23 protein-coding genes and 1 pseudogene are annotated in these 25,210 nt (G+C 71.6%); 12 read left to right on the forward strand and 12 right to left on the reverse strand.

Going from position 1 to position 25,210, the window contains the following annotated elements; genetic code table 11:
• Positions 1–92 precede the first annotated feature (92 nt).
• Entirely contained in the window at positions 93–794 is a 702-nt protein-coding gene (locus ACIQMR_RS09375) for a FadR/GntR family transcriptional regulator (protein WP_401384763.1), read from the reverse strand.
• 153 nt (positions 795–947) lie between these two features.
• Here ACIQMR_RS09375 and ACIQMR_RS09380 point away from each other — a divergent pair, with 153 nt between their 5' ends.
• Entirely contained in the window at positions 948–1,466 is a 519-nt protein-coding gene (locus ACIQMR_RS09380; protein WP_401384765.1) for a gluconokinase, read from the forward strand.
• A 9-nt stretch (positions 1,467–1,475) separates the two neighbouring features.
• Positions 1,476–2,873: a gluconate:H+ symporter gene (locus tag ACIQMR_RS09385; protein WP_401384768.1), complete on the forward strand. Its 1,398-nt coding sequence runs from the start codon at positions 1,476–1,478 to the stop codon at positions 2,871–2,873.
• Between the two features lie 18 nt (positions 2,874–2,891).
• Here ACIQMR_RS09385 and ACIQMR_RS09390 read toward each other — a convergent pair whose 3' ends face one another.
• The 4 genes from ACIQMR_RS09390 to ACIQMR_RS09405 form a co-directional block, all read right to left on the reverse strand.
• Positions 2,892–3,557 carry a cytochrome b/b6 domain-containing protein gene (locus tag ACIQMR_RS09390; protein ID WP_401384771.1) on the reverse strand — a complete coding sequence of 222 codons (666 nt, stop codon included), beginning with the start codon at positions 3,555–3,557 and terminating at the stop codon, positions 2,892–2,894.
• Entirely contained in the window at positions 3,499–4,164 is a 666-nt protein-coding gene (locus ACIQMR_RS09395) for a molybdopterin-dependent oxidoreductase (protein ID WP_401384924.1), read from the reverse strand. The genes ACIQMR_RS09390 and ACIQMR_RS09395 overlap by 59 nt, the downstream gene beginning before the upstream one ends.
• A gap of 218 nt (positions 4,165–4,382) precedes the next feature.
• Entirely contained in the window at positions 4,383–5,957 is a 1,575-nt protein-coding gene (locus ACIQMR_RS09400; protein ID WP_401384773.1) for an APC family permease, read from the reverse strand.
• 29 nt (positions 5,958–5,986) lie between these two features.
• Positions 5,987–6,952, reverse strand: coding sequence for a hypothetical protein (locus ACIQMR_RS09405; protein ID WP_401384776.1), 966 nt, complete (start codon positions 6,950–6,952; stop codon positions 5,987–5,989).
• A gap of 139 nt (positions 6,953–7,091) precedes the next feature.
• Here ACIQMR_RS09405 and ACIQMR_RS09410 point away from each other — a divergent pair.
• Positions 7,092–7,229 (forward strand): annotated as a pseudogene (locus ACIQMR_RS09410) (RNA-binding protein); the annotation flags it as partial.
• 145 nt (positions 7,230–7,374) lie between these two features.
• Here ACIQMR_RS09410 and ACIQMR_RS09415 read toward each other — a convergent pair.
• Positions 7,375–9,030, reverse strand: a complete 1,656-nt coding sequence (locus ACIQMR_RS09415) for an FAD-binding dehydrogenase (RefSeq protein ID WP_401384779.1) — start codon at positions 9,028–9,030, stop codon at positions 7,375–7,377.
• A gap of 112 nt (positions 9,031–9,142) precedes the next feature.
• On the opposite strand from ACIQMR_RS09415, the gene ACIQMR_RS09420 reads away from it, so the two are divergent.
• From ACIQMR_RS09420 to ACIQMR_RS09430, 3 genes are read left to right on the forward strand one after another with little or no spacing between them, the layout of a single operon-like run.
• Positions 9,143–9,805 carry an NUDIX hydrolase gene (locus ACIQMR_RS09420; protein WP_401384782.1) on the forward strand — a complete coding sequence of 221 codons (663 nt, stop codon included), beginning with the start codon at positions 9,143–9,145 and terminating at the stop codon, positions 9,803–9,805.
• 10 nt (positions 9,806–9,815) lie between these two features.
• The gene (locus ACIQMR_RS09425) at positions 9,816–10,205 is read left to right on the forward strand and encodes a YidH family protein (protein WP_401384784.1); all 390 of its coding nucleotides are present in this window, start codon (positions 9,816–9,818) and stop codon (positions 10,203–10,205) included.
• Positions 10,206–10,219: 14 nt separating this feature from the next.
• Complete coding sequence (locus ACIQMR_RS09430; protein WP_401384787.1) at positions 10,220–10,525, forward strand: DUF202 domain-containing protein; 306 nt, start codon at positions 10,220–10,222, stop codon at positions 10,523–10,525.
• An 18-nt stretch (positions 10,526–10,543) separates the two neighbouring features.
• On the opposite strand, the gene ACIQMR_RS09435 is transcribed toward ACIQMR_RS09430, so the two are convergent.
• The gene (locus ACIQMR_RS09435; RefSeq protein ID WP_401384790.1) at positions 10,544–11,479 is read right to left on the reverse strand and encodes an NADP-dependent oxidoreductase; all 936 of its coding nucleotides are present in this window, start codon (positions 11,477–11,479) and stop codon (positions 10,544–10,546) included.
• A gap of 196 nt (positions 11,480–11,675) precedes the next feature.
• On the opposite strand from ACIQMR_RS09435, the gene ACIQMR_RS09440 reads away from it, so the two are divergent.
• The gene (locus ACIQMR_RS09440; protein WP_401384793.1) at positions 11,676–11,972 is read left to right on the forward strand and encodes a hypothetical protein; all 297 of its coding nucleotides are present in this window, start codon (positions 11,676–11,678) and stop codon (positions 11,970–11,972) included.
• Positions 11,973–12,047: 75 nt separating this feature from the next.
• Positions 12,048–12,959, forward strand: coding sequence for an MBL fold metallo-hydrolase (locus ACIQMR_RS09445; RefSeq protein WP_401384796.1), 912 nt, complete (start codon positions 12,048–12,050; stop codon positions 12,957–12,959).
• A gap of 143 nt (positions 12,960–13,102) precedes the next feature.
• On the opposite strand, the gene ACIQMR_RS09450 is transcribed toward ACIQMR_RS09445, so the two are convergent.
• Positions 13,103–14,398: an enolase C-terminal domain-like protein gene (locus ACIQMR_RS09450; RefSeq protein WP_401384799.1), complete on the reverse strand. Its 1,296-nt coding sequence runs from the start codon at positions 14,396–14,398 to the stop codon at positions 13,103–13,105.
• A gap of 135 nt (positions 14,399–14,533) precedes the next feature.
• On the opposite strand from ACIQMR_RS09450, the gene ACIQMR_RS09455 reads away from it, so the two are divergent.
• Both ACIQMR_RS09455 and ACIQMR_RS09460 read left to right on the forward strand, forming a co-directional pair.
• Positions 14,534–15,556: a phosphotransferase family protein gene (locus tag ACIQMR_RS09455; RefSeq protein WP_401384802.1), complete on the forward strand. Its 1,023-nt coding sequence runs from the start codon at positions 14,534–14,536 to the stop codon at positions 15,554–15,556.
• A 7-nt stretch (positions 15,557–15,563) separates the two neighbouring features.
• Positions 15,564–16,778, forward strand: a complete 1,215-nt coding sequence (locus tag ACIQMR_RS09460) for an acyl-CoA dehydrogenase family protein (RefSeq protein ID WP_401384805.1) — start codon at positions 15,564–15,566, stop codon at positions 16,776–16,778.
• A gap of 51 nt (positions 16,779–16,829) precedes the next feature.
• Here the strand turns inward: ACIQMR_RS09460 and ACIQMR_RS09465 are convergent, their stop codons facing one another.
• The 3 genes from ACIQMR_RS09465 to ACIQMR_RS09475 are packed head-to-tail and all read right to left on the reverse strand — an operon-like array spanning position 16,830 to position 19,887.
• Entirely contained in the window at positions 16,830–17,423 is a 594-nt protein-coding gene (locus ACIQMR_RS09465) for a TetR/AcrR family transcriptional regulator (protein WP_401384808.1), read from the reverse strand.
• Between the two features lie 47 nt (positions 17,424–17,470).
• A complete protein-coding gene (locus ACIQMR_RS09470; RefSeq protein WP_401384811.1) occupies positions 17,471–19,126 on the reverse strand; it encodes an AMP-binding protein in 1,656 nt (551 codons plus the stop codon).
• A complete protein-coding gene (locus ACIQMR_RS09475) occupies positions 19,123–19,887 on the reverse strand; it encodes an SDR family oxidoreductase (protein WP_401384814.1) in 765 nt (254 codons plus the stop codon). The genes ACIQMR_RS09470 and ACIQMR_RS09475 overlap by 4 nt, the downstream gene beginning before the upstream one ends.
• A 168-nt stretch (positions 19,888–20,055) precedes the next feature.
• Here ACIQMR_RS09475 and ACIQMR_RS09480 point away from each other — a divergent pair, with 168 nt between their 5' ends.
• Positions 20,056–21,306: an exo-beta-N-acetylmuramidase NamZ domain-containing protein gene (locus tag ACIQMR_RS09480; RefSeq protein WP_401384817.1), complete on the forward strand. Its 1,251-nt coding sequence runs from the start codon at positions 20,056–20,058 to the stop codon at positions 21,304–21,306.
• A 46-nt stretch (positions 21,307–21,352) separates the two neighbouring features.
• On the opposite strand, the gene ACIQMR_RS09485 is transcribed toward ACIQMR_RS09480, so the two are convergent.
• Positions 21,353–24,166, reverse strand: a complete 2,814-nt coding sequence (locus tag ACIQMR_RS09485; protein WP_401384820.1) for a penicillin acylase family protein — start codon at positions 24,164–24,166, stop codon at positions 21,353–21,355.
• Positions 24,167–24,398: 232 nt separating this feature from the next.
• On the opposite strand from ACIQMR_RS09485, the gene ACIQMR_RS09490 reads away from it, so the two are divergent.
• Positions 24,399–25,010 (forward strand): hypothetical protein, encoded by a 612-nt coding sequence (locus tag ACIQMR_RS09490; RefSeq protein WP_266375418.1) that lies wholly within the window; start codon positions 24,399–24,401, stop codon positions 25,008–25,010.
• The last annotated feature ends 200 nt before the right edge of the window (positions 25,011–25,210 follow it).

Genomic DNA, 25,210 nt, shown 5'->3' on the forward strand with positions numbered 1-25,210 from the left:
CCCTGGGATTTTGGCAGTGGCGAACCTCACTCAGACACAAATCTGAGGTATTTCAGAGGTTACGACAAGGTGAAGCAAGGATGTCATGATCCTCAGGGGGCGAGTACGTCCAGCTCCTGCAGGGCCCCGACGGCGATCTCTCTGGTCAGCCGCTCCGCCCGGTCCGCATCGCCTTCGCGAACGGCTTCGGCGACCTGCACATGCAGGGTGACGGCGGCCGGGTCCGGGTCCTCGAACATCACCTGGTGGTGCGTACGGCCGGCGAGGACCTCGGCGACGACATCGCCGAGCCGGGCGAACATCTCGTTGCCGGAGGCGTTGAGCACGATCCGGTGGAAGGCGACGTCGTGCTTCAGATAGCCCTCCAGCTGGTGGCCGCGGGAGGTGGCGACCATGCCGAGCGCGCATTCGGTGAGGGCGGCGCACTGCTCGGCCGTGGCGTGGCGGGCGGCGAGCCCGGCGGCGACGGGCTCGATCGCGGAGCGGAGCACGGTCAAGGACCGCAGTTGGCGCGGGCGGTCCGCGCCGGCCAGCCGCCAGCGGATGACGCGCGGGTCGTAGACGTTCCACTCCTCGGTGGGGCGCACGGTCACCCCGACGCGGCGCCGGGACTCGACGAGGTGCATCGACTCCAGGACGCGGATCACCTCACGGACGACGGTGCGTGAGACGTCGAAGCGCTGGGCCAGTTCGTCGGTGCGCAACACGCTGCCCGGCGGGTACTCGCCTGCGGTGATCTCCAGGCCGAGGCTGTCGAGGACATGTGTGTGCAGCCCGTGGCCCTCTGTGGTCATGGGGCAAGGGTACGGGGCAACGTTCGGGAAGAAAAAGTATGACGTTTATGTCTCGGACTCTTGAATACGTCGTACCTAATAGGTTTCAGTAGCGCGACGGCTCGACGTCGGACCGATGCCCGGTCCGGCGCCGACGAAGACAGCGAGGCACCAATGAGCACTCCCCACGTCGTTGTGGTGATGGGCGTGTCAGGAACCGGCAAGACCACGATCGGTCCCCTGCTCGCCGACGCACTGGGCGTTCCCTACGCCGAGGGCGACGACTTCCATCCCGCGGAGAACATCGCCAAGATGTCCGCCGGCATCCCGCTGGACGACTCGGACCGCTGGCCCTGGCTGGACGCCATAGGGGAATGGGCACACGGCCGGGCCGGGCTCGGCGGTGTCGTCAGCAGCTCCGCGCTGAAGCGCGCCTACCGGGACCGGCTGCGGGCCGCCGCCCCGGACGCCGTGTTCCTGCATCTGACCGGCGACCGCGCGCTGATCGAGCGGCGCATGGCCGAGCGCAAGGGCCACTTCATGCCCACGGCGCTGCTCGACTCGCAGTTCGCCACCCTGCAGCCGCTGCAGGAGGACGAGGCCGGCGTCTCCGTCGACGTGTCCGGCTCCCCCGAAGAAATCACCGAGCGAGCCGTCGCCGCACTGCGCCGGCTCGACAGCGCAGAAAGCTAAGGAATCACCGTGACCCGTCTCAGCGTCGAGATGCTGGCAGCGGACGCCACCGAACCGATCACCTCGGCGGGCAACGCACAGCTCGGCATAGCCGTCCTCGCCGGCATCGCCGTCATCGTCGTGCTCATCACCAGGTTCAAGCTCCACGCCTTTCTGGCGCTGACGATCGGCTCGCTGGCGCTGGGCGCCTTCGCCGGTGCTCCGCTGGCCAAGACCATCGTGTCGTTCACGACGGGGCTCGGCACCACCGTCGCGGGCGTCGGCGTGCTCATCGCGCTCGGCGCGATACTCGGCAAGCTGCTCGCGGACTCCGGGGGCGCCGACGAGATCGTGGACACGATCCTCGCCAAGGCGAGCGGACGGTCCATGCCCTGGGCGATGGTCCTCATCGCCTCGATCATCGGACTGCCGCTCTTCTTCGAGGTCGGCATCGTCCTGCTGATCCCGGTCGTCCTGATGGTCGCCAAGCGGGGCAACTACTCGCTGATGCGGATCGGCATCCCCGCCCTCGCCGGCCTGTCCGTGATGCACGGCCTCATCCCGCCGCACCCCGGCCCGCTGGTGGCGATCGACGCCATCGGCGCGAACCTGGGCGTCACCCTGGCGCTGGGCCTCGTCGTGGCGATACCCACCGTGATCATCGCCGGTCCGGTGTTCTCCAAGTACGCCGCCCGCTGGGTGGACATCGAGGCGCCCGGCGGCATGATCCCGCAGCGGGCGACGGAGGACCTGGAGAAGCGTCCGAGCTTCGCCGCCACCGTCTCCACCGTCCTGCTGCCGGTCGTCCTGATGATGTCCCACGCGCTGGTCGAGATCGTCGTCGACAACCCCGAGAACCCGCTGCAGCGGGTCACCGCGGTCATCGGCTCCCCGCTGATCGCGCTGCTCACGGCCGTGATCGTCGGCATGTTCACGCTGGGCCGCGCCGCCGGTTTCACCAAGGACCGGATCGCCACCACCGTCGAGAAGTCGCTCGCCCCGATCGCGGGCGTGCTGCTCATCGTCGGCGCCGGCGGCGGCTTCAAGACCACGCTGATCGACATCGGCGTCGGTCAGATGATCATGGACATCTCCAAGAGCTGGGCCATCCCGACCCTGCTGCTGGCCTGGCTGATCGCGGTAGCGATCCGGCTGGCCACCGGCTCCGCGACCGTCGCGACCATCTCCGCGGCCGGTCTGGTCGCCCCGCTCGCCGCCGGCATGGGCACGGCCGAGACCGCGCTGCTGGTGCTGGCGATCGGTGCCGGTTCGCTCTTCTTCAGCCACGTCAACGACGCCGGATTCTGGCTGGTGAAGGAGTACTTCGGGATGAGCGTCGGCCAGACCGTCAAGACCTGGTCGGTGATGGAGACCATCATCTCGGTGGTCGGCATCGTCTGCGTACTGCTGCTGTCCCTGGTCCTGTAGCGGCCGGTCGCCGCACGGTCAGTCCTCATCCGGGTCCCACAGCGGGTGCTCCCGCCGGGCCCATGGGCGCTCGACCGACCCGGTGCGCATGCCACGGCGTGCCTCCGGGTCGGCGAGCGCCATCCTGATGTGGCCGATCAGGACGATCCCGATGGTGAGCGCGAGCCAGTCGTGCACGAACGTCGCTCCGGTACGCCACACCAGCGGGGCGAGATGCGTGAACCACATCAGCAGCCCGGTGCCGAGCATCACCAGCACGGCGCCCGCGATCCAGCCGGCGTAGAGCTTCTGCCCGGCGTTGAACTTCCCCGCCGGCCGGGCCCCGGGCGCGCGGTCCCGGCGCCGCACGGCCCGCAGCCACCGGCGGTCGTGCGGCCCGAAGCGGTTCAGCCGGCGCAGGTCCTTGCGGAACGGACGCGAGGCCAGCCCGAGCAGGAACGGCACGGGCAGCAGCAGGCCCGACCACTGGTGCAGGGTCACCACGAGGTAGCGGCGGCCGACGATTTCGGCGAGGTCGGGTACGTACAGACAGGCCGCGGTCACCACGCACAGCAGCATCAGGGCCGCGGTGGTGCGGTGCACCCAGCGCTCGGCGCGGCTGAAGCGCCGTACGCGGGCGGGCCGTTCAGACGGTCGGGGTGTCGTCGCGGCCGTTCGACCGGCCGACCCAGGCGTCGACGTCATAACCTCGCTCCTCCCAGTACCCGGGCCGCACTTCACGGGTCAGGGAGATCCCGGAGAGCCACTTCGCGGACTTGTAGAAGTACATGGGCGCGACATAGAGCCGCACCGGGCCGCCGTGCGCGTGGCTGAGCGGCTCGTCCTGCATCCGCAGACAGACCAGGACGTCGGAGCGGCGTGCCTGGTCGAGGGTGAGGCTCTCGCTGTACGTGCCGTCGAAGCAGGTGAACCGGATGGCCCGGGCTTCCGGCCGTACCCCGGCGGCGTCCAGCAGGGCCGACAGGGTCACCCCCTCGAACGCGGTGCCGGGGACGCGCCAGCCGGTGACGCACTGGACGTCGCGCACGACACGGGTCTGCGGCAGCGCGCGCAGCGCGTCCAGGGTGTACGACCCGGGCCGCTCGACCAGTCCGTCCACGGTGAGACGGTAGTCCGCCGCGGTCCTGCGGGGCACGGACGCGGCGACCGAGTAGTAGCGGAAGCCGCCGCCGTTGGGGAGCAGGCCGGTGAGCTTGGTGGGGTCCTTGTCGGCGACCGCGCCGAGGAAGCCTTCGAGGCCGCGCTGGAGGTACGGCGCGGTGGCGACTCCGGCGGCGCCGAGGCCGAGCACGCCGAGCACGAGGCGCCGTCCGACGGGCGTGCCCTCGGAGTCCGGGGCCAGGGCCGGGGCCGCGTCCGGGGCCGGGGCCGGGTCCGGTGGGGTGGTGGGATCCTTCACATGTCGATTCGAGCACCCGCGACCGCCGGAATCCAGGGGCCGCGGGTGTCCGTCAGACATCCGTCACATGTGACGTCGCAATGTGACCGGTACCCGAGGTCACGAGGACCTCACGCCTTGGTGCCGGCCGGCTCCTCCGGCGCCGCGGCCTGCTCCAGCCGGAAGGCCTCGTTGCCGAGGCCGATACGGGCGTGCACCTCGGGTCGTACGGAACGCAGGACCGCGCCGTACAGCAGGCCGCCGACCAGGGCGGCGCCGACGATGCCGGGCAGGATCCAGCTCAGCGAGGAGCCGGGGCCGGCGCCGATCAGGACGTCGAAGTCCTTGACCGTGTACACGGCGATCGCGACGAGCGCGAGACCGGCGAGGCCGGAGCAGACCAGGCGCCAGGCTTGTGGTCCGGCCGCGCCGCGGCGCACGAAGAAGGCGATCACGGCGAAGGAGGCCGCCGCCATCAGCAGGATCACACCGAGCGCCCCGATGTTGCCCATCCAGGTGAACAGGCGGAGCACCGGCGTGGTCGGATCGCCGGCCGGCATCGAGTCGGTGACGGCGAAGGCCCCGATCACCAGGACGGAGACCACGGACTGGAGCACGGACCCGGTGGCGGGGGCGCCGCTCGTCTTGTTCGTCCGGCCGAAGCCGGCCGGCAACAGTCCTTCGCGGCCCATGGCGAACGCGTACCGCGCGACGACGTTGTGGAAGCTGAGCAGTGCCGCGAACATGCCGGTGACGAAGAGGACGTGCAGGACGTCGGTGAAGGTGCCGCCGAGCCGGCTGCCGGTGAGGGTGAACAGCAGCCCGGGGCCCTCCTTGGCCGCCTGTCCGGTGATGGAGCCGGGACCGGTGGCCACGGTCAGCGCCCAGGCGCTGAGCGCGAGGAACAGCGCCGCGTACCCGACGGCGAGGAACATCACGCGTGAGACGACGACCTGGGGGCGGCTGGTCTCCTCCGCGTACACCGGGGACTGCTCGAAGCCGACGAACGCGGCGATGCAGAAGCACAGCGCGGTGCCGAGGCCCGCACCCGTGAGGGTGTCCGGGTTGAAGGCGCTGAGCGAGAGGCCCTCCGGTCCCGGTTCTGCGATGGCCGCGATGTCGAAGATGACGACGAGCGCGCACTCGACGACGAGGAGCACGCCGAGCACCCTGGCGTTGAGGTCGATCTTCAGCCAGCCGAGCACGGCGACGACCGCGGCGGCCGCGAGCGCCGGGACCCACCAGGCGACGGTCAGACCGAGATGGGTGGCGAGCAGCCCGGCGACCTCGAAGCCGAGGATGCCGTAGATGCCGACCTGCATCGCGCTGTACGCGACGAGGGCGACGAGCGAGGCGCCGGCGCCGGCGGTGGGGCCGAGGCCCCGGGCTATGTACGCGTAGAAGGCACCGGCGTTGTGGACGTGGCGGCTCATCTCGGCGTAGCCGACGCTGAACAGCATCAGCACGACGCCGAGGATCACGTACAGCAGGGGCTGGCCGACGATGCCCATCACACCGAAGACGGTGGGCATGACTCCGGCGACGACCATCAGCGGTGCGCTGGCGGCGAGCACCGAGAGCAGCAGACCCGGGGTGCCGAGCCGGTCGGCGCGCAGCGCGCGTTCCTGCCCTTTGTAGGTGTTGATGTCGCTCGTGCTGGTGGCGCTCGTTCTGGTGTTGCTCGTGCTCGAACTGGCCGGCGGCATGGCGGGGCGGTCCCTTCGGGGATGGTCGTTCAGGCGGTGCCGAGCGCTGCGGCGCGCGCGGCCTGGAAGGCGTGGTGCGGGTCCTGGTCCGGATAGGACCAGGGGGCGGGGGTGGCGTGGGCGCCGATGCGGTGGAACAGGGCGGCGGCCTCGGCGGAGCGGCCCTCGCAGTACTTGGCGTGGGCGAGGAAGTTGAGGTCGACGCGGTTGCGGGGGTGGTCCTCGCGCTCCCATTCCAGCCACCAGTCGAAGGCGGCCTTCATCACCTGTCGGGCGCGGCGGCCGGACCAGTGACCGGAGGCGAGGGGATCGGCGGGTTCGCTGCCGGCCGCGGCCAGCACCCGGTAGCGCTCGGCGTGCGCGACGACGGGGAGGACCGCCAGGGGGGAGTCGGCCGGGGCCTGTTCGGCGGCCCAGGAGGCGAAGTCGTACACCTCGTGCAGCGGGTCCTGTCCGGCGGCGGCGTGGCGTTCGGCGAGTCTGGCGACCATCAGATGGTGGGCGTGGTGGTGCTCGGGGTGCCGGACCCGGACCTCGTCGAAGAGGTGGACGACCTCTTCCTCGGTGCCCAGGGTGCGGGCGAGGAGGAGCTGCGCGAGCCACGGGGTCGGGTCGTGCGGAGCGAGTTCGGCCGCGGCCAGGCAGGCCGTACGGGCCGTCTCCGGACGTTCCCGGCCGCCCAGCGCCGCGTGCACGCCGGCGCAGGCGAGGAGCATGGTGGCGTCGGGGCTGGCGGGCTCGGCGAGCAGCCAGTCGCTCGCCCAGGCGGCGCTCGACTGGGGTTCTCCGAGAACGACGAGACGGTGGCCCCGGCGGTCCCAGTCGTCGCCGGTCGCGACGATCAGGGAGCGTGCGGCTGCCCAGCGGCCCTGGGCCAACTGGCCGCGGGTCGCGATGAGTTCGGTGTCGTCGAGCGCCGGGTCGAGGGTCTGGCCGGAGCGCCCGGCACGGCGGCGTCCGCGGCCGAGCGGGGGTGGAGGCGGAGGTGGGGGCACCCGCGTGCTTCTTTCACATCTCTCACATCTGGATGTGACCGAGTGGTCGCGCACAGCAAAGCGGTAGGCATGGCTCCACGTCAAGAGCGGTTTGCGGTACGGGTCCGCGAGCGCGAACACCCGGTGCCGGAACGATGGTTGGCGCGCGGCCCACGAACGCTTCTGGCACAGCCAGGAGATGCGCGAGGCCCTGGGCGCCCCGGACTTCACGGTCGACGACACGACCATGCTCGTGGCGGAACGCTTCCGCGTGGTCCGCCGCCTGGACACCCCCTAGCCACGCTCCCCGGAGCGCACGGGCCGGCCCGAAGCGCACGGGCCGGAACCCGGGGCGAACGGGCCGGCCCGGGGTGTGGTCCGCGCACCCCGGGTCCGGCCGCGGGTCAGGACCTGCCCCTCGCCGCACGCGGAAGGGACCGGGGTCAGGCGACCGCCTCGGCCGCCGCCCGGCCCGCCGCGCGGCCGGAGAATATGCAGCCGCCGAGGAAGGTGCCTTCGAGCGACCGGTAGCCGTGGACGCCGCCGCCGCCGAAGCCCGCCGCCTCGCCCGCCGCGTACATCCCCGGCAGCGGCTCGCCGCCCTCCGTGAGAACACGGGAGGACAGGTCCGTCTCCAGGCCGCCGAGGGACTTCCGGGTCAGGATGTTGAGCCGTACGGCGATGAGCGGCCCGGCCGCGGGGTCGAGGATGCGGTGCGGGGACGCGGTGCGGATGAGCTTGTCGCCGAGGTACTTGCGGGCCCCGCGCATCGCCGTGATCTGGAGGTCCTTGGTGAACGGGTTGGCGATCTCCCGGTCGCGGGCGGTGATCTCGCGGCGCAGCGCGGCCTCGTCGATGAGGGGCTCCTTGGTGAGCGCGTTCATGCCGCGCACCAGTGCGCCGAGGTCCTTCTCGACGACGAAGTCCGCTCCGTTGTCCATGAACGCCTTGACCGGGCCCGGCACTTCGGCGCGTGCCCGGTCGATGACACCGCGCACTGACCTGCCCGTCAGGTCCGGGTTCTGCTCGGAGCCGGAGAGCGCGAACTCCTTGCCGATGATGCGCTGGTCGAGGACGAACCAGGTGTAGTCGTAGCCGGACTTGGTGATGTGCTCCAGCGTCCCGAGGGTGTCGAAGCCGGGGAAGAGCGGTACGGGCAGCCGCCGTCCGCGCGCGTCCAGCCAGAGCGAGGAGGGACCGGGCAGGATACGGATGCCGTGCCGGGCCCAGATCGGGTTCCAGTTCTCGATGCCCTCGGTGTAGTGCCACATGCGGTCGCGGTTGATGTGCCGGGCGCCGGCCGTCTCCGCGATGCCGAGCATCAGCCCGTCGACATGGGCCGGGACACCGGACAGCATCTTCTGTGGCGGGGTGCCGAGCCGCTCGGGCCACTGGGAGCGGACGAGGTCGTGGTTGCCGCCGATGCCTCCGGAGGTGACGACGACGGCCTGGGCGCGGAGTTCGAAGGACCCGGCGACCTCGCGGCTGCTCGCACTGCCGCGCTCGGCGTCGGACGGCTGAAGGATCTCGCCGGTCACGGTGTCGACGGCCCCGGCCGTGCGTGCGAGGCCGGTCACCCGGTGCCGGAAGCGCAGTTCGACGAGTCCGCGCGCGACGCCCTCACGCACCCTGCGCTCGAAGGGCTCGACGAGGCCCGGGCCGGTACCCCAGGTGATGTGGAAACGCGGCACGGAGTTCCCGTGCCCGTTGGCGTCGTAGCCGCCGCGCTCGGCCCAGCCGACGACCGGGAAGAACCTGACCCCCTGCGCGTGCAGCCAGGACCGCTTCTCACCGGCGGCGAAGTCGACGTACGCCTCGGCCCACCGGCGTGGCCAGTGGTCCTCCTCGCGGTCGAAGCCGGCGGTGCCGAGCCAGTCCTGGAGGGCGAGGTCGTGGCTGTCCTTGATGCGCATCCGGCGCTGTTCCGGCGAGTCGACGAAGAAGAGGCCGCCGAACGACCAGTGGGCCTGTCCGCCGATCGACTGCTCGGGCTCCTGGTCGAGCAGGATGACCCTGCGCCCGGCGTCGACCAGCTCCGCGGTGGCCACGAGGCCCGCCAGTCCTGCCCCGATCACGATGACATCGGTGTCGTACGGCATGGGTCACGTCCCTCTCGGAGCGGCGGGCTGTCGGATGGCTCCGATCTTCTGTACGCGGCGGTAACTCGTCAACAGTTCGGCCCGCACGACGGCCCGGTGATTTCATGGCCGCATGAGCACCGCTTCCCGTCCGGAGCCGCATCCGGAGTCCCGTCCGGGGCCGGATCCCGCCTCGGGCCCCCGCCCTGGCCCCGCTCCGGGCCCCGCTTCGGGCCCCGCCGACGAGATCCTCGACATCGTCGACGAGAACGACGAGGTCATCGGCCAGGCCCCGCGCGGCGAGGCGTACGCACGCGGTCTGCGCCATCGCTGCGTCTTCGTCCAGGCCCGGGATGCGCGGGGCCGGATCTTCGTGCATCGCCGGACCCCGACGAAGCTCGTCTTCCCGTCCCTGTACGACATGTTCGTCGGCGGTGTCGTCGGCGCGGGCGAGTCGTACGACGACGCGGCGCTGCGCGAGGCGGAGGAGGAGCTGGGCGTCGTCGGACTCCCCCGCCCCGTACCGCTCTTCACGTTCCTGTACGAGGCCCCGGACGCCGACCCGGACGCGATCCCGCAGACCTGGTGGTCCGCGGTGTACGAGGTCCGCTGCGAGCTGCCGGTGCACCCGCAGGCCGAGGAGGTCGCCTGGCACGCCTTCCTCCCGGAGTCCGAGCTGGTGGCGCGGCTCGGCGAGTGGCAGTGGGTACCGGACGGCCTCGCCGCGTACGAGCGGCTCCGCGGGCTCCGGCCGCCTGCGCGGGGGCACGGCGGCGCCCGCCCCACGGGGCAGTAGGCTGCGGCGGGTGAGCGATTGGGTACGGAGTCTGCGGCTGTGGTTCGCGCCCGGGCGGATCCGGGACGAGGGCGAGACGCCCGACTACCGCTTCTCGCTCGCCAATGAGCGCACCTTCCTCGCCTGGATCCGGACCGCGCTCGCGCTCATCGCCGGAGGCTTCGCCGTCGACCAGTTCCTGCCCGATCTGCGGTGGGGTGTGCGGGTGGGGCTGTCGCTCGCGCTGATCGGGGCGGGAGTGCTCTGCGCGTTCCGGGCGGTCAATCACTGGGTGCGCTGCGAACGGGCGATGCGGCGCGGCGAGGACCTGCCCGTGTCGCGCTTCCCCTCGGTCCTGGCGCTGGTCGTGGCCGCCGTCTCGGTCACCATGGTGGTGGTCGTGGCGTGGGGGCGCGGGTGAGTTCCGGTCCCGCTGTGCGCGATCCCGGGCTGCAGCCGGAGCGGACCCGGCTGGCATGGCGTCGGACGACGCTCGCGTTCACGGTGGCGGCGGTGCTGGCGGCCCGGCAGGTCGTGCACCACCAGGGGCTCGGCGGGAGCGATGCCGTCGCCTTCGCGCTCAGCGCACTGGTGTGGCTGGCGTTCCTGTCGCTGGCGCACCGGCGCATCAGGGCGATGGCCGTGCTCCGGCCGCCGGGCGCGATGCCCTTCGGCCAGGCGCTGGCCGCGACCGCCTGCACGCTGGCGCTCGCCGCGTTCGCCGTCGCGATCGTGTGGTGAGCCGCTGCCCGGTGGGTGTCAGTCCTCGCCGTCGAGGGTGACGACGATCTTTCCGCGGGTGTGGCCCTCCTGACTGAGCCGGTGTGCGTCGGCCGTCCTCTCCAGCGGGAAGCTACGGGCCACGTGGACGGAGATGATCTCCTCCTCGGCGAGTTCGCTCAGCCGGTAGAGGTCCGCGGTGTTCGGCCGTACGAAGACATAGCGTCCGCCGAGTGCGGTGACCGCGGGGTCGGCGATGGAGGCGAGCCTTCCGCCGTCGGCGAGCAGCTCCGCCGAGACGCTCAGGGCCTCGCCGCCCACGCTGTCGAAGATCGCGTCGACGCCGCCGGGGGCCAGGGCCCGTACCCGCTCGGCCAGCCCCTCGCCGTAGGTGACCGGCTCGGCGCCCAGATCGCGCAGATGCTCGTGGGAGGGCTCACTGGCCGTGCCGATGACCCGCGCGCCGAAGTGGCGGGCGAGCTGCACGGCGATCGATCCGACCCCGCCGGCGGCGGCGTGCACGAGAAGGGTGTCGCCGTGTCCGACGCCGAGCGCCTGGGTGAGCACCTGGTACGCGGTGAGACCGGCCAGCGGCAGTCCGGCCGCCTCCTCGAAGCTCAGGTTGCGCGGTTTGCGGGCGAGGGTGCGGACCGGGGCGGCCACGTACTCGGCGAAGGTGCCGTGGCAGAGGAGGTCCTCCCGGACGTAGCCGATCACCTCGTCGCCGACGTCGAACTCCGGGACGGAGGCACCGGTGCGGACGACGGTCCCGGCGACGTCCCAGCCGGGGACCACCGGGAAGACGGCGTCGAGGACGGGGTCCAGGTAGCCTTCGCGGCACTTCCAGTCGACCGGGTTGACGGCCGCCGCCCGCACTCCGACCAGGACGGTGTCCGGGCCGACCTTGGGCTCCGGCAGTTCGCCGTACTCCAGGACCTCGGGACCGCCGTAGCGGCGGTAGCTGATCGCCTTCATACGTCCGACCCTCCGGCCCGCCCGGGGCTTGCGCAAGCCGGAGCGGCCCGCGCACACGCGATGCCCTCACAGGGAGTCACCACGCGGGCGGCGCAGCGACAGAAGCCGGAACAAAGGGGCATTCCGGACTAGCGTGGGACCGGCCGGCGCAGCCCGGCGCCCTGATCCCTCCCGAACCACCTCGAAGGTGAGCGACATGACCGTTCTCCACCAGGAACACCCCACTCATGAGCACGCCCACGGACCGGGCTGCGGGCACACCGAGATCGTGCACGGCGATCACATCGACTACGCGCACGACGGTCATCTGCACCGGTCGCACCAGGGCCACTGGGACGAGTGCGAACCGGGCGGGCACGTCGCCCACGACGAGCACGCCCATCAGCACGGCGACGGCTGCGGGCACGTGTCGGTTCGCCATGGCGACCATGTCGACTACGTGCACGACGGACACCGCCACGCCGCGCACGACGGGCACTGGGACGATCACTGACGGGCCCGCTTCCGCGCGGCGGCGGCCGGCCGGCAGGCTTGCCCCGTCAGTCGACCACCATCTCCGGGAGTCGCGGTGCCCGCCACCGAGCCGTACACGGTCCGCCTCGCTCCGTCCGTGCACGCCTATGTGCAGCCGGACGGCGGCTGGTGCCTCAACAACGCCGGGTTCGTCAGTGACGGACAGTCCACGCTGCTCGTGGACACCGCCGCCACCGAGGAGCGGGCCCGGCTGCTGCGCGAGGCGCTCCTGGCGACCGGCGCGCCGCTGCCGCGTACGCTCGTCAACACGCACCACCACGGCGATCACACATACGGCAACGGTGTGTTCACGCCCGAGGCGGTCGTCGTCGGTCACGAGTCCTGCCGGCAGGAGGTGATCGCGGCCGGACACCAGCTCCATCTCATCTGGCCGGAGACCGACTTCGGCGACATCACCATCACCCCGCCCGGCACGACGTACAGCGAGCGGCTGACGCTCCGCGCCGGCGGGACGGAGGTACGGCTGATCCACCCGGGCGCCGCCCACACCGTCGGTGACACGATCGTCCATCTCCCGGAGCACGGGGTCGTCTTCACCGGCGACCTGATCTTCCAGGGCGGCACGCCGTTCATCCCCATGGGCTCGCTGAGCGGCTCGCTGCGCGCGCTCGGGCTGCTGCGTTCCCTGGACGCCGGGACGGTCGTCCCGGGCCACGGCCCGGTCACGGATCCGTCGGCGTACGACGCGACGGAACGGTATCTGCTGTACGTCGCCGAGCTCGCCGAGGCCGCGCGCGCCAAGGGCCTCACCCCGCTGGAGGCCGCACAGGGCGCGGACCTCGGGGAGTTCGCCGCGCTGCGCGAGAGCGAGCGGCTGGTGGCCAATCTCCATCGCGCGTACGCCGAACTGGACGGGCTGCCGGAGGGCTCACCGCTGGACATCGCCGCGGTCTTCGGGGACATGACGGTGATGAACGGCGGTGTTCCGGTGGCATGTCACGCGTGACGGGCGACGCGCAACGAGTAACGCGTGACGCATGACGGCGTTCGGTGACATGTCACGCGTGACGGGTGCGGGCGTGGCCGGCGCGGGCGCCCCGTGCGGGCGGTGGCCCGGCGGCACTCAGGGCGTTCGCCGGCGCGGGGGGTTCACCAGCGCGGGGTGGGCGGGCTCTGCCACTGCGGCTGCGCCTTGCGCATGGCGGCCGCGTCGTCCCTGTCGCGCATCGTGCCGTCGTCCTCCAGCCAGCGCCGGTGCAGCACCTCCAGCCGCTCGCGGTCCAGTGCGACACCGAGGCCGGGCGCGTCGGAGACGGTCAGCCGGCCGTTCCTGAAGACGTGGCGGGTGGTGATGACGTCCTCGGTCTGCCACGGGTAGTGGCTGTCGCAGGCGTGCCGGAGGTCCGGGACGGTCGCGGCGACATGCGTCATCGCGGCGAGGCTGATCCCCAGATGGGTGTTGGAGTGCATCGACAGTCCCACCCCGTACGTCCGGCAGATCGCGGCCAGTTCACGGGTCTTGTGCAGACCGCCCCAGTAATGATGGTCGGACAGCACGATCTGTACGGCGTCACGGGCGAAGGCTTCCGGGATCTCGGGGAACGTCGTCACGCACATGTTGGTCGCCAGCGGCAGCTCCGTGCCCGCCGCGACCTCGGCCATCCGGTCGATTCCGGACGCCGGGTCCTCCAGGTACTCCAGGACCCCCTTGAGCTCCTCCGCGACGTACAGCGACGTGCCGACGGACCAGGCGCCGTTCGGGTCGAGCCGCAGCGGCCGGCCGGGAAAGGCGTCGGCGAGCGCCCGGATCGCGGCGATCTCCCGGTCGGGTTCGAAGACACCACCCTTGAGCTTGAAGGAGCCGAAGCCGTGTTCGCGCTCGAACCGGCGCGCCTGTGCGACGACTCCCGCCGGGTCGAGCGCGGCGCCCCGGTCATCGGCCTCGCCGCCCTCCGGGTGGGCGGCCCAGCGGTAGAAGAGATAGGCGCTGTACTCGACGGAGTCGCGGACCTTGCCGCCGAGCAGGGCGTGCACGGGCAGCCCCAGCGTCTTGCCCAGGGCGTCCAGACAGGCGACCTCGAAGCCGGAGACGACCGAGAGCCTGAGTTTGTCGGCGGTCTGGACACCTCGCAGTCCGCCCGCGTCCACCCGCTCGTCGGCGGCTCCCGAATCGCCGCACACCTCGTCCGCGAGGCCGAAGAGTCCGTTCAGATCGGTGACCGAGCGGCCGGGCAGCGCCTCGGCGAGCGGCTTGGCCAGCTCCAGGTACTTCCCGTCGCCGTAGGTCTCTCCCACGCCCGTCACCCCGCCTCGCGTGACGACCTCCACGACGAGTCGCGGGGTGTACGGCTGGTGGACGCCCTGGGTGTTGAGGAGCGGTGGATCGGCCATGAGGATCGGAGTGAGCCGGACCGTGTCGACAATCAGCGCAGCAGTTGTATCCATACGTGAACTCTATTCAAGAATACGATCCTGAGGCCAGAGCGCGGAGCACGCTTTCCCCCACCCGCCCTGGACGACATACCGACTGGTCGGTCATCATGTGCGGAGCCGATCTGCCGCCCCACCGGAGGTACCCCGATGAGCTCAGTCCACCCCCCGGGCCTCGACCCCGAAGCGCTGCGCGGCCATCTCGACCGCGAGCGGCCGGGCCTGGTGAGCGGACCGCTCAGCGCCCGGTTGATCCAGGGCGGCCGTTCGAACCTCACCTACGCCGTCACCGACGGCACCCACCGGTGGGTGGTCCGTCGGCCGCCGCTCGGGCATGTGCTCGCCACCGCCCATGACATGAAGCGTGAGCACCGGGTCATCAGCGCGCTGCACCCCACGGCCGTGCCGGTACCCGAGCCGGTGCTGCTGTGCGAGGACGAGTCCGTGCTCGGTGCGCCGTTCTACGTCATGGAGTTCGTCGAGGGCACTCCGTACCGTACGGCCGAGCAGCTCGCCCCGCTCGGGCCCGAGCGCACCCGCAACGCCCTGCTCGGCCTCGTCGACACGCTCGTCGAGCTGCACGCCGTGGACCCAGGATCGGTGGGCCTCGGCGACTTCGGCCGCCCGGAGGGCTTCCTCGACCGGCAGCTGCGCCGCTGGGGCAAGCAGCTCGACGCCTCCCGGGGCCGCGACCTCGCCGGGATCGACGAGCTGCACGCCGCCCTCGGCCGCGCACTGCCCACCTCCCCGGCGCCCGCCGTCATCCACGGCGACTACCGCCTCGACAACGTCCTGGTCGGCGACGACGAGCGGATCAGGGCGATCCTCGACTGGGAGATGTCGACGCTCGGCGATCCGCTCACCGACGTCGGACTGCTGGTGATGTACAGCCAGAAGCTGGAGCTGCCCGACTCCCCCATCAGCACGACCGCGGGGGCCGCGGGCCATCCGGACGCCGCCGAGCTGGTCGAGCGCTACGCCGCGCGGTCCGGCCGGGACGTCTCCGCCATCTCCTGGTACACGGCGTTCGCCTGGTTCAAGCTCGCCGTGATCCTGGAGGGCATCCACTACCGCTACACCCTCGGCCAGACCGTCGGCGCCGGCTTCGACCGGATCGGCGATCTCGTTCCTGTTTTCATCGAGCACGGCCTCACCACTCTCCAGGAAGGCTGATCACCCCATGGACTTCGCATTCGACGCCCGCACCGAGGAGCTGCGGGCCAGGCTGCTCGCCTTCATGGACGAGTACGTCTACCCGGCCGAGGCGGTCGAGCACGAGCAGCGCGCGAAGCTCGCCTCACCGTGGGACACCCCGGCGATCATGGACGAGCTGAAGGCCGAGGCCCGTAAGCAGGGCCTGTGGAACCTCTTCCTGCCGGACGCGGAGCACGGCGGTGGCCTGGCCAACCTCCAGTACGCGCCGCTCGCCGAAATCACCGGACGCAGCCCGCACTTGGCCCCCACGGCCCTGAACTGCGCGGCGCCGGACACCGGCAACATGGAGGTGCTGGCCCAGTTCGGCAGCGAGGAGCAGAAGAAGCAGTGGCTGGAGCCGCTGCTGGCCGCGGACATCCGCTCGGCCTTCGCGATGACCGAGCCCGAGGTGGCCTCTTCCGACGCGACCAACATCGAGACGCGGATCGAGCGCCGGGGCGACGAGTACGTCGTCAACGGCCGCAAGTGGTACATCTCCGGCGCGATGAACCCGAACTGCCGGATCTTCATCGTGATGGGCAAGACCGACCCGGACGGGGACGACATCCGGCGCCAGCAGTCGATGATCCTCGTCCCGCGCGACACTCCCGGCGTCGAGGTCCGGCGCGCCATGCAGGTGTACGGGTACGAGGACCACTCCCACGGCGGCCATGCGGAGGTCGTCTTCAACGACGTCCGCGTACCGGCGTCCAACCTGATCGGCGAGGAGGGCGGCGGTTTCGCGATCGCCCAGGCGCGGCTCGGACCGGGCCGCATCCACCACTGCATGCGGCTGATCGGCATGGCGGAGCGGGCGATCGAGCTGATGTGCCGCCGCGCCGTGTCCCGTACCGCCTTCGGCAAGCCGATCGCCCAGCAGGGCGTGGTGCAGAACTGGATCGCGGACGCCCGGGTGACGGTGGAGCAGCTGCGGCTGCTGGTGCTGAAGACCGCGTGGCTGATGGACACGGTCGGCAATCGCGGTGCGCACACCGAGATCCAGGCGATCAAGATCGCCACGCCTCGTGCGGTCGTGGGCATCCTCGACAGGGCGGTGCAGGTGCACGGCGCCGGCGGGGTGAGCCAGGACTTCCCGCTGGCCGAGCTGTGGGCGGGGGCGCGGACGCTGATGCTGGCGGACGGGCCGGACGAGGTGCACCAGCGGTCGCTGGCGCGGCGTGAGCTGAAGAAGTACCTGTAGCCGTCCCGTAGCTGTGGGCCGTCCCGGGGGCTTCGCCGCCCCGGGCCGCGGTCAGGGGCGCAGTGCCCTGAGCAGCAGGTCGGCGAGGTGGTCGGCGACCTCCTGCGGGGTCAGCGGTCCGTCCGGGCGGTACCAGGTGGACAGGTGGTGGACGGAGCCGAAGTGGTAGTCCACCACCAGGTCCGCGGGGGTCGCGTCGGAGAACACTCCGCTGTGCTGCCCCTCCTCGATGAGGGCGCGGAAGCGCTCGTGGTAGTGCCTGCGTTCCGCGCGGACCTGCTTGTTCTTCTCCGGGCTGAGGTGGTGCATGGAGCGGAAGAAGATCGCCGCGTCGTCGAGGTTGTCGATCGTGGTCACGACGACGTCGGCGGCGGCGGACCGCAGGCGCTCCTCGACGGGCGCGTCCGCGTCCGCGAAGGCGTCGAGGCGTTCCTGCTGGAGCCTCAGCACCCGTGAGTAGACCTCCTGGAGGAGGTCCTCCTTGGAGCCGAAGTAGTGGTAGAGCGCGCCTTTGGTGACGCCCGCCGCCTCGACGATCTCCTGGACGGACGTGCGGTCGTACCCCTGCTCGGCGAAGAGCCGGGTGGCGGCGGCCAGCAGCCTCTGGGGGACGGGGGTGCCGTTCCCGTCCGTCGTCCTGGCCATTGCCGCCACCCGCCTTTCGCTCGGAATCGTCTTCTCGTTCCTCGTGTCTATGACCGGGAACGCAGTTCCCGCCTGAGGATCTTCCCACTAGTCGTCTTCGGGAGCTCGTCCAGGATCTCGACCTGCCGTGGGTACTTGTACGCCGCGAGGCGGTCGGCGCAGTATCCGGCGAGTTCGTCGGGCCCGACGGAGGCGCCCGGGCGGAGGCTGACGTACGCCTTCACGGTCTCACCGCGGTAGGGGTGCGGGACGCCGACGACGGCCGCCTCGCGGATCGCGGGATGGGTGTGGAGGACGTCCTCGACCTCACGCGGCCAGACCTTGAAGCCCGAGGCGTTGATCATGTCCTTCTTGCGGTCGACGACGTACAGCCAGCCGTCGGCGTCCATGAAGCCGATGTCCCCGGTGCGCAGCTCGCCCTCGGGGAAGGCGGTGGCGGTGGCGTCGGGCAGCTGCCAGTAGCCGGGCACGACCTGCGGTCCGCGGACGGCGATCTCGCCGTGCTCGCCGAAGGGCACCTCGTCACCGCTGTCGTCGAGGATCCGGACGACCGTGTCGGGGCCGGGGATGCCGACGGAGAGGGTGCCGGAGGCCGGGTCGACCGGGGCCTCGCGCTCCGGCGGTACGGACGCGCAGGGCGCGGTGCACTCGGTGAGTCCGTAGCCGTTGCGGATGTAGGGGCCGAGGCTCGCGCGGAACTTCTCGACGAGGGCCGGTGGCACGGGCGCGCCGCCTGAGGATATGACGTCGAAGGAGGTGAAGTGGCCTGGGGTGACGGCGGGGTGGGCGGCCAGCGCCATGAAGGCGGTGGAGGGGCCGACGGTGTAGGCGGGCCGGTGCTCGGCGAAGGCGTCGAGCACGACGCCGGCGTCGAAGCGGTGGGCGAGGGCGAGGGTGCCGGCGTTGGCGAGGCAGGCGGCGAGCTGGCAGACCATGCCGGTGATGTGGAAGAGCGGGGCGAGGGCGAAGTAGCAGGCGCCTTCGGGGACGGGGTGGCCGGTGCGCTGGCGTTCGGCGTTGTAGGTGATGCCGCCGTGCAGGTTCATGGCGCCTTTGGGGGTGCCGCTGGTGCCGGAGGTGTAGCTGATCAACGCCACGTCGGCGGCGCCGAGTTCACGGCCCTCGGGTGCGGCCAGGCCGGCCCGGGCGGCGGTGAGGAGGTCGTCGGTGTCGTGGGGCGCGGGCAGCCGTTCGAAGCCGAGGACGCGGTTGTCGTCGCGTGACTGCAGGTCCAGTTCGCAGGCGGTGACGGCGAACCGCAGGGGCGAGGCCCCGGCGGTCTCGCGCAGATACGTCTCCCAGGCGCGGTCCGAGCAGATCAGCGCCGTCGCGCCCGAGTCCTTGAGGACGTGGGCGACCTCGGAGGACTTGTACATCGGGTTGAGCGGGACGACGGTGGCCCCGGCCTTCCAGGCGCCGAGGAGGGCGAGCACGAAGTGCGGGGTGTTCTGGAGCATGAGGGCGACCCGGTCGCCGCGTGCGACGCCGCGGGCCGCGAGGGTGCCGGCGACGGAGTCGGACAGCTCGTCCGTCTCGCGATAGCTGAGGCGTCCGTCGAAGTAGGCGAGCGCGGTGTGGTCCGGGGCCCGTTCGACGGCGGCGCGGAAGGAGTGCACGACGGTCGCGGGCGGGCGCACGGGTGCCCGCTGGGCTTCGGTGAGCTGGGCGAGCCAGGGCCGGGCCGCGTAGGGGGACGCGCTCACTCGCCGGCTCCTTCCCACTTCTGCTGGAGGTGGTTCATGCCGGCCAGCCAGCGGTCGGGCTCTGCGGCGCGGGCCTGGTAGAAGCCGGCGACCTCGGGGTGGGGAAGGATGAGGAAGCGGTCGGCCTCGATGCCTTCGAAGAGTGCGTCGGCGACGTCCTCGGGCTCGATGGCGCTGGGGGCGAGGACGAGTTCGCCGGCCGATCCGGCCGCGGTGAGCATGTCCGTACGGACGCCCTGCGGGCAGATGGCGTGGACCTTCAGGCCGCGGTGACGGTACGTCAGCGAGAGCCATTCGGCGAAGGCGAGCGCGCCGTGCTTGGTGACGCTGTACGGGGCCGCGCCGATCATGGTGAGCAGTCCGGCCGCGGAGACGGTGGAGACGAAGCGGCCGCTGCCGCGCTCCAGCCAGTGGGGCAGCAGGGTGCGCGCCGCCCGTACGTGTGCCATGACGTTGACGTCCCAGGCGGCGGCCCAGACGTCCTCGCCGGCGAATCCGTCGCCGGGCGAGGCGAGTCCGGCGTTGGCGCAGTAGATGTCGACGGTGCCGCCGAGCGCGTCCCTGGCCTCCTCGACGATGGCGGACGCGTCGCCGGGGACGGCGAGGGCGCCGATCTCGTCGGCTATGGCCTTGGTCCTGCCGGGGTCGATGTCGTTGACGGCGACGCGTGCGCCCTCCGCTACGAACCGCCGGGCGAGGGCGGCGCCGATTCCGCCGCCCGCGCCGGTGACCACCACGTTCGCGCCCTGCACCGTGCTCATCGGACCTGCCTCTCCGTTGCGGCTCACTCAAGACGGCAGACTAACCAGTCGGTATGTGTGCACGGAAGAGGGTCGCGGCGAACCGTGGCGTCCGGCACGTTCCGCGCGGCCGGAGCCCGCGCTACCGTGCGTGGCCATGACAGATGTAGCGATCACGGAGGTTGTGCGATGAGCCTGTCCAGACGGGGCCTGCTGGCGGCGGGAGGCGCGGCAGGCGCCCTGGCCGCGACCGCCTCCGCCGTCTCACCCGCCGCGGCGCACAGCGGTCGGAGCCGGCTGCGCACCGGCTTCGAACGGCTCTCCGCCGACGGGTACCGGCTGCTGTCCGGCGAGCGGGTCGGCGTCGTCACCAACCCGACCGGCATCACCCGCGAGGCCCGCCACATCGTCGACGTCATGCACGCCGACGACCGGGTGGACCTCGTCGCCGTCTTCGGACCGGAGCACGGCTTCCGCGGCACCGCCCAGGCGGGCGGCTCCGAGGGCCGATACGACGATCCCGCGACCGGGCTGCCCGTGTACGACACGTACCTCAAGAGCGGACAGCCGCTCGCCGACATCTTCACCGCGTCCGGCGTCGGGACGATCGTGTTCGACATCCAGGACGCCGGCGCCCGCTTCTACACCTACATCTGGACGCTGTACGACTGCATGGAGGCGGCCGCGCTCGCGGGAAAGCGGCTGGTCGTGCTGGACCGGCCGAATCCGGTCACGGGGCGGGCGGCGCTCGGGCCGGTCCTGGACAAGGCGTTCGCGACCTTCGTGGGCCGTGAGCCGATCGCCCAGGCGCACGGCATGACCGTCGCCGAACTCGCGCGGCTCTTCAACGGCGAGTTCCTGGCCACGCCGGTGGAGCTGGACGTGGTCCCGATGTCGGGCTGGCGGCGTGACGACTTCTACGACGCGACCGGGCTGCCCTGGGTGCCGCCGAGCCCCAACATGCCGACGCCGGACACCGCGCTCGTCTACTCCGGTACCTGTCTGTTCGAGGGCACGAACCTGTCCGAGGGCCGGGGCACCACCCGCCCGTTCGAACTGCTCGGCGCCGAGGGCATCGACCGGGCCTGGGCGGAGGCGGCGAACGCACTGGAACTGCCCGGAGTGCGGTTCAGGGAGGCGTACTTCGCGCCGACCTTCTCCAAGTTCCAGGGCAAGACCGTGGGGGGCGTGCAGCTGCACGTCCACGACCGGGACGTCTTCGACCCGGTCCGTACCGGCATCGCGCTGCTGGTGACGGCCAAGCGCAGCTGGAGCGGCTTCGCCTGGCGCTCCGACAACTGGATCGACAAACTCACCGGCTCCACACGGGTGCGCACACTGATCGACGCGGGCGCCGGCCCCGACGACGTCGTCCGGGCCTGGCAGCAGGACCTGGCCGCGTTCCGCGCGGTACGCCGGGAGTATCTGCTGTACCGGTGATGCGCGTGCCCTGCGGGGGACTCTCCCCCGCAGGGCACGGTGCCGGCTACGGGCGGTGCGAGGGGAACTCGACGACCTGCTGGTACGTCGGGCGGTTCTGCCAGTGGACCGTCGGATGCGTGATGCCGCCCAGGGCACGGTGCACGAGCGCGTCGGCGCACCACTGGTCGCCGGCGCCGCAGGTGTCGTCGCCGGGATAGACCTCCGTCGCAGGCCTCACCACGGCCTGCCCGAGCGTCGTCAGCAGTGCGTCACGGCAGGCGGTGAGCTGCCCGCCGCCGCAGTACGTCTTCGCCAGCGGGCCCCCGACCTGCTCCCCCAGCACCTGCCGCAGGTCCTTGTCGGTGAAGCCCCACCAGCCGTACTGGAACGCCGAGCCGCTGTGCCCGCCCGCCGGCCCGTGGTGGGCTGCCGGCGACTCGTCGACGGCGATGCTCGCCGTCAGCGACCGGTAGAGGTCGTCACCGAGGCCCGGCCGGAACTCGGCCTCCACCAGCAGCGGCCACCAGGCGTCCATGATCCGTACGGCGTCGGCGTGCCCGTAGGTGTGCGAGCCGGGCGAGGTCTCCTTGCGCTGTGCACCGGCCGCGCGCCAGGAGTCGAGCTGCTGGATCGCGGTGTTCAGACGAGGATCGGTGACCGGGGCGCTCCGTACGATCTTCAGCAGCTCGGGCAGCAGCTGCTCCCCGCGCAGATCGGTGAGGCCCGCCTCCGCCATGGCACGGGTGAGCGAGGCCCGGGTCACGCCCCCGTCCGCGACGAGCTTCGCGACCCGGTCGTCGAGCAGATCGCCGCGGTGCACGGAACCGAAGCCGAAGCCCGCCGTGTTGTAGTCCGCGGCCTGCCGGTTGTTCCACGAGATGTAGTAGTCCTGGCCGCTGGAGCGCGGATGCTGCGCGAAGGGCGTGTACGCGGCCGTGTTGGCCGCCGGGTCGAAGCCCTGCCACTCGAAGGGCTGTTCCGCCTTCACGGGCAGGGCCGGATCGATGCCGGACGCCCGCACGGGATTCATCCCGCTGTTGTAGTAGGCGGTCGTGCGGGAGTCCGCGTAGAACCAGTTGAAGGCGTAGTCGATGGTGTGGACGGCCTGCTGGAAGGAGGAGGCGTCCTTGACGTACGACGGGTCGTTGAGCATCTGGAAGCCGATGATCGAGTCGGCCTCGTGGCGGTAGGTGGAGCGCAGCGAGGTGTAGGCGACGGGCTTGCCCGCGACGGTGGCGCGGTGGGTGACGATGCCGTACTTGGTGCGCCAGACCTGCATGCGGTAGGAGCCGGCCGCGGTCCCGTCGGCGACGGTGGGCTTCCAGGAGTTGCGCTTCTCCAGCTTCTCCATGGCGGTGCAGGTGCCCCGGTAGAGGTAGTGGGTGTCGTCCTGGCACAGCTCGACGGCGTAGGTGTCGGTGATGTCCTGGGCGGCGGAGGTGGCGGACCAGGCGTAGTCCTGGCCGCGGCCCATCTGGACGTACATGCCGACACCGGCGAAGGCGACGCCGCGGGCGGAGATCCCGGGGCCCTGGAGCTCCTGGAGCATCAGCAGCTGGGGGGCGAAGTAGCCGGTCTGCGGGCCGAAGACGGCGACGGGGTGTCCGCTCGCGGTGTGGGCCCCCGAGACGAGCAGCGCGTTGGACATGCCGCGCTTCGGGTCGAGCGCGCCCGGCGGCAGGACGCCGTCGTCGTACATGCCCTGCGCCGGCCGGAGGTTCGCCGGCGCGCGGACGGGGGCCTTGGCGCCGGTGACCGCCGAGCCGGTGCGGTCGTACACGAGCTGCTCGGGACGGACCGAGCCCGGGTCGGGCAGGGCCGTGCCGCGGGGGCTCGCGGGCTTCTGCGCGTACGGAAAGGAGCTGCCGTCGTGGACGGTGAGGACGGCCTCGGGGTCGTTGCGCTGGCGGAACGACTCCCAGACCCTGGTGCCTTCGACGACGCCGTACTTCTGCTGGGCGGCCAGCAGGGAGAGGGCCGCCTGCACCTCGCCGCCGCCTCCGCCGCCGAACTGGCCGCCGACGACGGAGGCGATGACGATCAGGTCGGTGAGCCTGAACGGCTGGATCTCGCCGACGTTGGTGATCGAGTCGATGTGGCCGGTGAGGACGTACTCGCCGGGGAAGTAGCGGCCGTCCTTGGACTGCTGCCGGTAGGCGTTGATGCCGTCGACGTACGCCTGCGCGTCCTCCATGGCCTGCTCGCCGCGGGCGCCCTCGGTGCTGCGGATCCGGGCGATCTGGGCCTCGTAGTCGGCCTCGGTGTACGGGGCCTGTGGCCAGAACTGCTGCTCCAGGCCCTGGTTGGCGAGCGCGCCGCCGGCGAAGGAGGTCAGCTCGCCCCGTCCGATGTGCCGGAACAGGTCCATCATCCACAGCCGGTCCTGCGCGGCCGCGTACCCGGCGCCGAACTCCGTGCCGTAGCGGGTGGTGCCCTTGATGTGGGGGACGCCGGTCTTCCTGTCGCGCGTGATGGTGACGTCGGGGCGTGGGGAGGTGACGGATTCGGCCTGCCCGGCCGGGACGCCGAAGGAGGCGTCGTTGAAGAACTCGGTCAGCCTGGCGTCGGTCAGGCCGCCGTATCCGCCCACCAGCGAGCCGTAGCGCCCGAGTTGGTCGGAGCTGTGGCCGGGCCGGGTGCCGAACACGCGGTGGGCGAGGATGTCGGCGAGTGTGGCGTTGCCGTTCTGCCCGGGCGGCAGGATGTCCGCGCACTGGCTCTGCCCCTGGTTCAGGCAGTGGTCGGTGACCGGTGCGGGTTCCTCGGCGGCGGCCTGCGGCAGCGGTGCCAGCAGGGCCGTTGCGAGTACGAGAGTCGCGCAGGCTGTTCTGATTCGTCCGGTGTGGCGTCCGGTGTGGTGTCCGGTGCGTCGTCGCATGGGGATCTCCTCGTCAGAGGCCGGTCCGGCGCAGGTTACTGGCGGTATGACTCATCGGTAAGATGAACACCCGTCACTTTTCCCGCATCGCCACAGCGTCTGGACCGGCTTGTTCCGGTTGGTGGTCCGCGTTCCGACGAATTTTCGAGGGAGCCGGATGGGGTAGTCGTACGTCCATTCCTCGACGCGGAAGTACGAGCGACGATGTTCGAGCGACGGAGGTGGCAGTGCGATGGCCGGTTTCCGGAGTCTTGCGAGACAGGTGCGCGACCCGCGGGGTGATCTGGCGCTCAGGCGCTACTCACTGCGCAAGTGCCTGGAGCGGTTCGCCCCTTACGGGCACCGGGCGACCTGGGACCATCTGTGTTCCAGGCATGGATTCGGGCCCGACGACCGGGAGCCCGATCCGGCGCGGCTGGTGGCCGCGCTCGACGAGTTGGAGGAGGCGCGGGCCGTGTGGCTCGCGTACGAGAAGAGTTTCGCGGAGCGGCGCAGGCGCGAGAAGCACGACGGGCTGCGGCGGCCCGGGTCGATCGACGACTGGCACCGGCGCACCTGGGGCGGCAACGGCATCGCCCGGTGCGACAACCCGAGGGTGCATCCGTCGGATCCGCTGGGTGAGGTGCTGCGCCGGCTGATCGCCGCCCTGGGTGCGGCGCCCGCGGCGGCCTGTCCGGTGTGCGCGGGCCGCCGGATCGTGTGGCGGCAGGATCTTCACAACGAGCCGTGGTTCGGACCGGTGTGCACGGGGTGCGGGGTCGTGGTCCCCCAACCGGTGCTGACGAACGACGCGCTGCGAGCCGCCAAGCGGGTGCGGGGCTGGGAACTGGCCTCGGTGGCATAGCGCGATGCGCGCGGGGGCCGGTCCTCGGCCGTGGAGCCGCGGGCCCCCGCGCCGCGGTGGCGCCCCGCGCTGTCGGTCGCGGCCTGGCGCCGTCGGTCGCGGCCTGCGTCTTCGGTCGCGGCCTGACGCCGGCCGCGGGTGCGGGTGCGGGTGCGGGTGCGGGCCGCAACGCTACCAGCGCGAAATCCGGTGGCCCATCG

The sequence above is a fragment of the Streptomyces sp. NPDC091376 genome (assembly GCF_044757085.1).
Classification (GTDB): Bacteria; Actinomycetota; Actinomycetes; order Streptomycetales; family Streptomycetaceae; genus Streptomyces; species Streptomyces pratisoli.

Excerpts from the sequence above, each read along its gene's own strand:
- ACIQMR_RS09375 (WP_401384763.1), bottom strand. The coding sequence starts at position 794 with ATGACCACAGAGGGCCACGGGCTGCACACACATGTCCTCGACAGCCTC.
- ACIQMR_RS09380 (WP_401384765.1), top strand. The coding sequence starts at position 948 with ATGAGCACTCCCCACGTCGTTGTGGTGATGGGCGTGTCAGGAACCGGC.
- ACIQMR_RS09390 (WP_401384771.1), bottom strand. The coding sequence starts at position 3,557 with ATGACGTCGACGCCTGGGTCGGCCGGTCGAACGGCCGCGACGACACCC.
- ACIQMR_RS09400 (WP_401384773.1), bottom strand. The coding sequence starts at position 5,957 with ATGCCGCCGGCCAGTTCGAGCACGAGCAACACCAGAACGAGCGCCACC.
- ACIQMR_RS09415 (WP_401384779.1), bottom strand. The coding sequence starts at position 9,030 with ATGCCGTACGACACCGATGTCATCGTGATCGGGGCAGGACTGGCGGGC.
- ACIQMR_RS09420 (WP_401384782.1), top strand. The coding sequence starts at position 9,143 with ATGAGCACCGCTTCCCGTCCGGAGCCGCATCCGGAGTCCCGTCCGGGG.
- ACIQMR_RS09435 (WP_401384790.1), bottom strand. The coding sequence starts at position 11,479 with ATGAAGGCGATCAGCTACCGCCGCTACGGCGGTCCCGAGGTCCTGGAG.
- ACIQMR_RS09440 (WP_401384793.1), top strand. The coding sequence starts at position 11,676 with ATGACCGTTCTCCACCAGGAACACCCCACTCATGAGCACGCCCACGGA.
- ACIQMR_RS09450 (WP_401384799.1), bottom strand. The coding sequence starts at position 14,398 with ATGGATACAACTGCTGCGCTGATTGTCGACACGGTCCGGCTCACTCCG.
- ACIQMR_RS09455 (WP_401384802.1), top strand. The coding sequence starts at position 14,534 with ATGAGCTCAGTCCACCCCCCGGGCCTCGACCCCGAAGCGCTGCGCGGC.
- ACIQMR_RS09460 (WP_401384805.1), top strand. The coding sequence starts at position 15,564 with ATGGACTTCGCATTCGACGCCCGCACCGAGGAGCTGCGGGCCAGGCTG.
- ACIQMR_RS09465 (WP_401384808.1), bottom strand. The coding sequence starts at position 17,423 with ATGGCCAGGACGACGGACGGGAACGGCACCCCCGTCCCCCAGAGGCTG.
- ACIQMR_RS09475 (WP_401384814.1), bottom strand. The coding sequence starts at position 19,887 with ATGAGCACGGTGCAGGGCGCGAACGTGGTGGTCACCGGCGCGGGCGGC.
- ACIQMR_RS09480 (WP_401384817.1), top strand. The coding sequence starts at position 20,056 with ATGAGCCTGTCCAGACGGGGCCTGCTGGCGGCGGGAGGCGCGGCAGGC.
- ACIQMR_RS09485 (WP_401384820.1), bottom strand. The coding sequence starts at position 24,166 with ATGCGACGACGCACCGGACACCACACCGGACGCCACACCGGACGAATC.
- ACIQMR_RS09490 (WP_266375418.1), top strand. The coding sequence starts at position 24,399 with ATGGCCGGTTTCCGGAGTCTTGCGAGACAGGTGCGCGACCCGCGGGGT.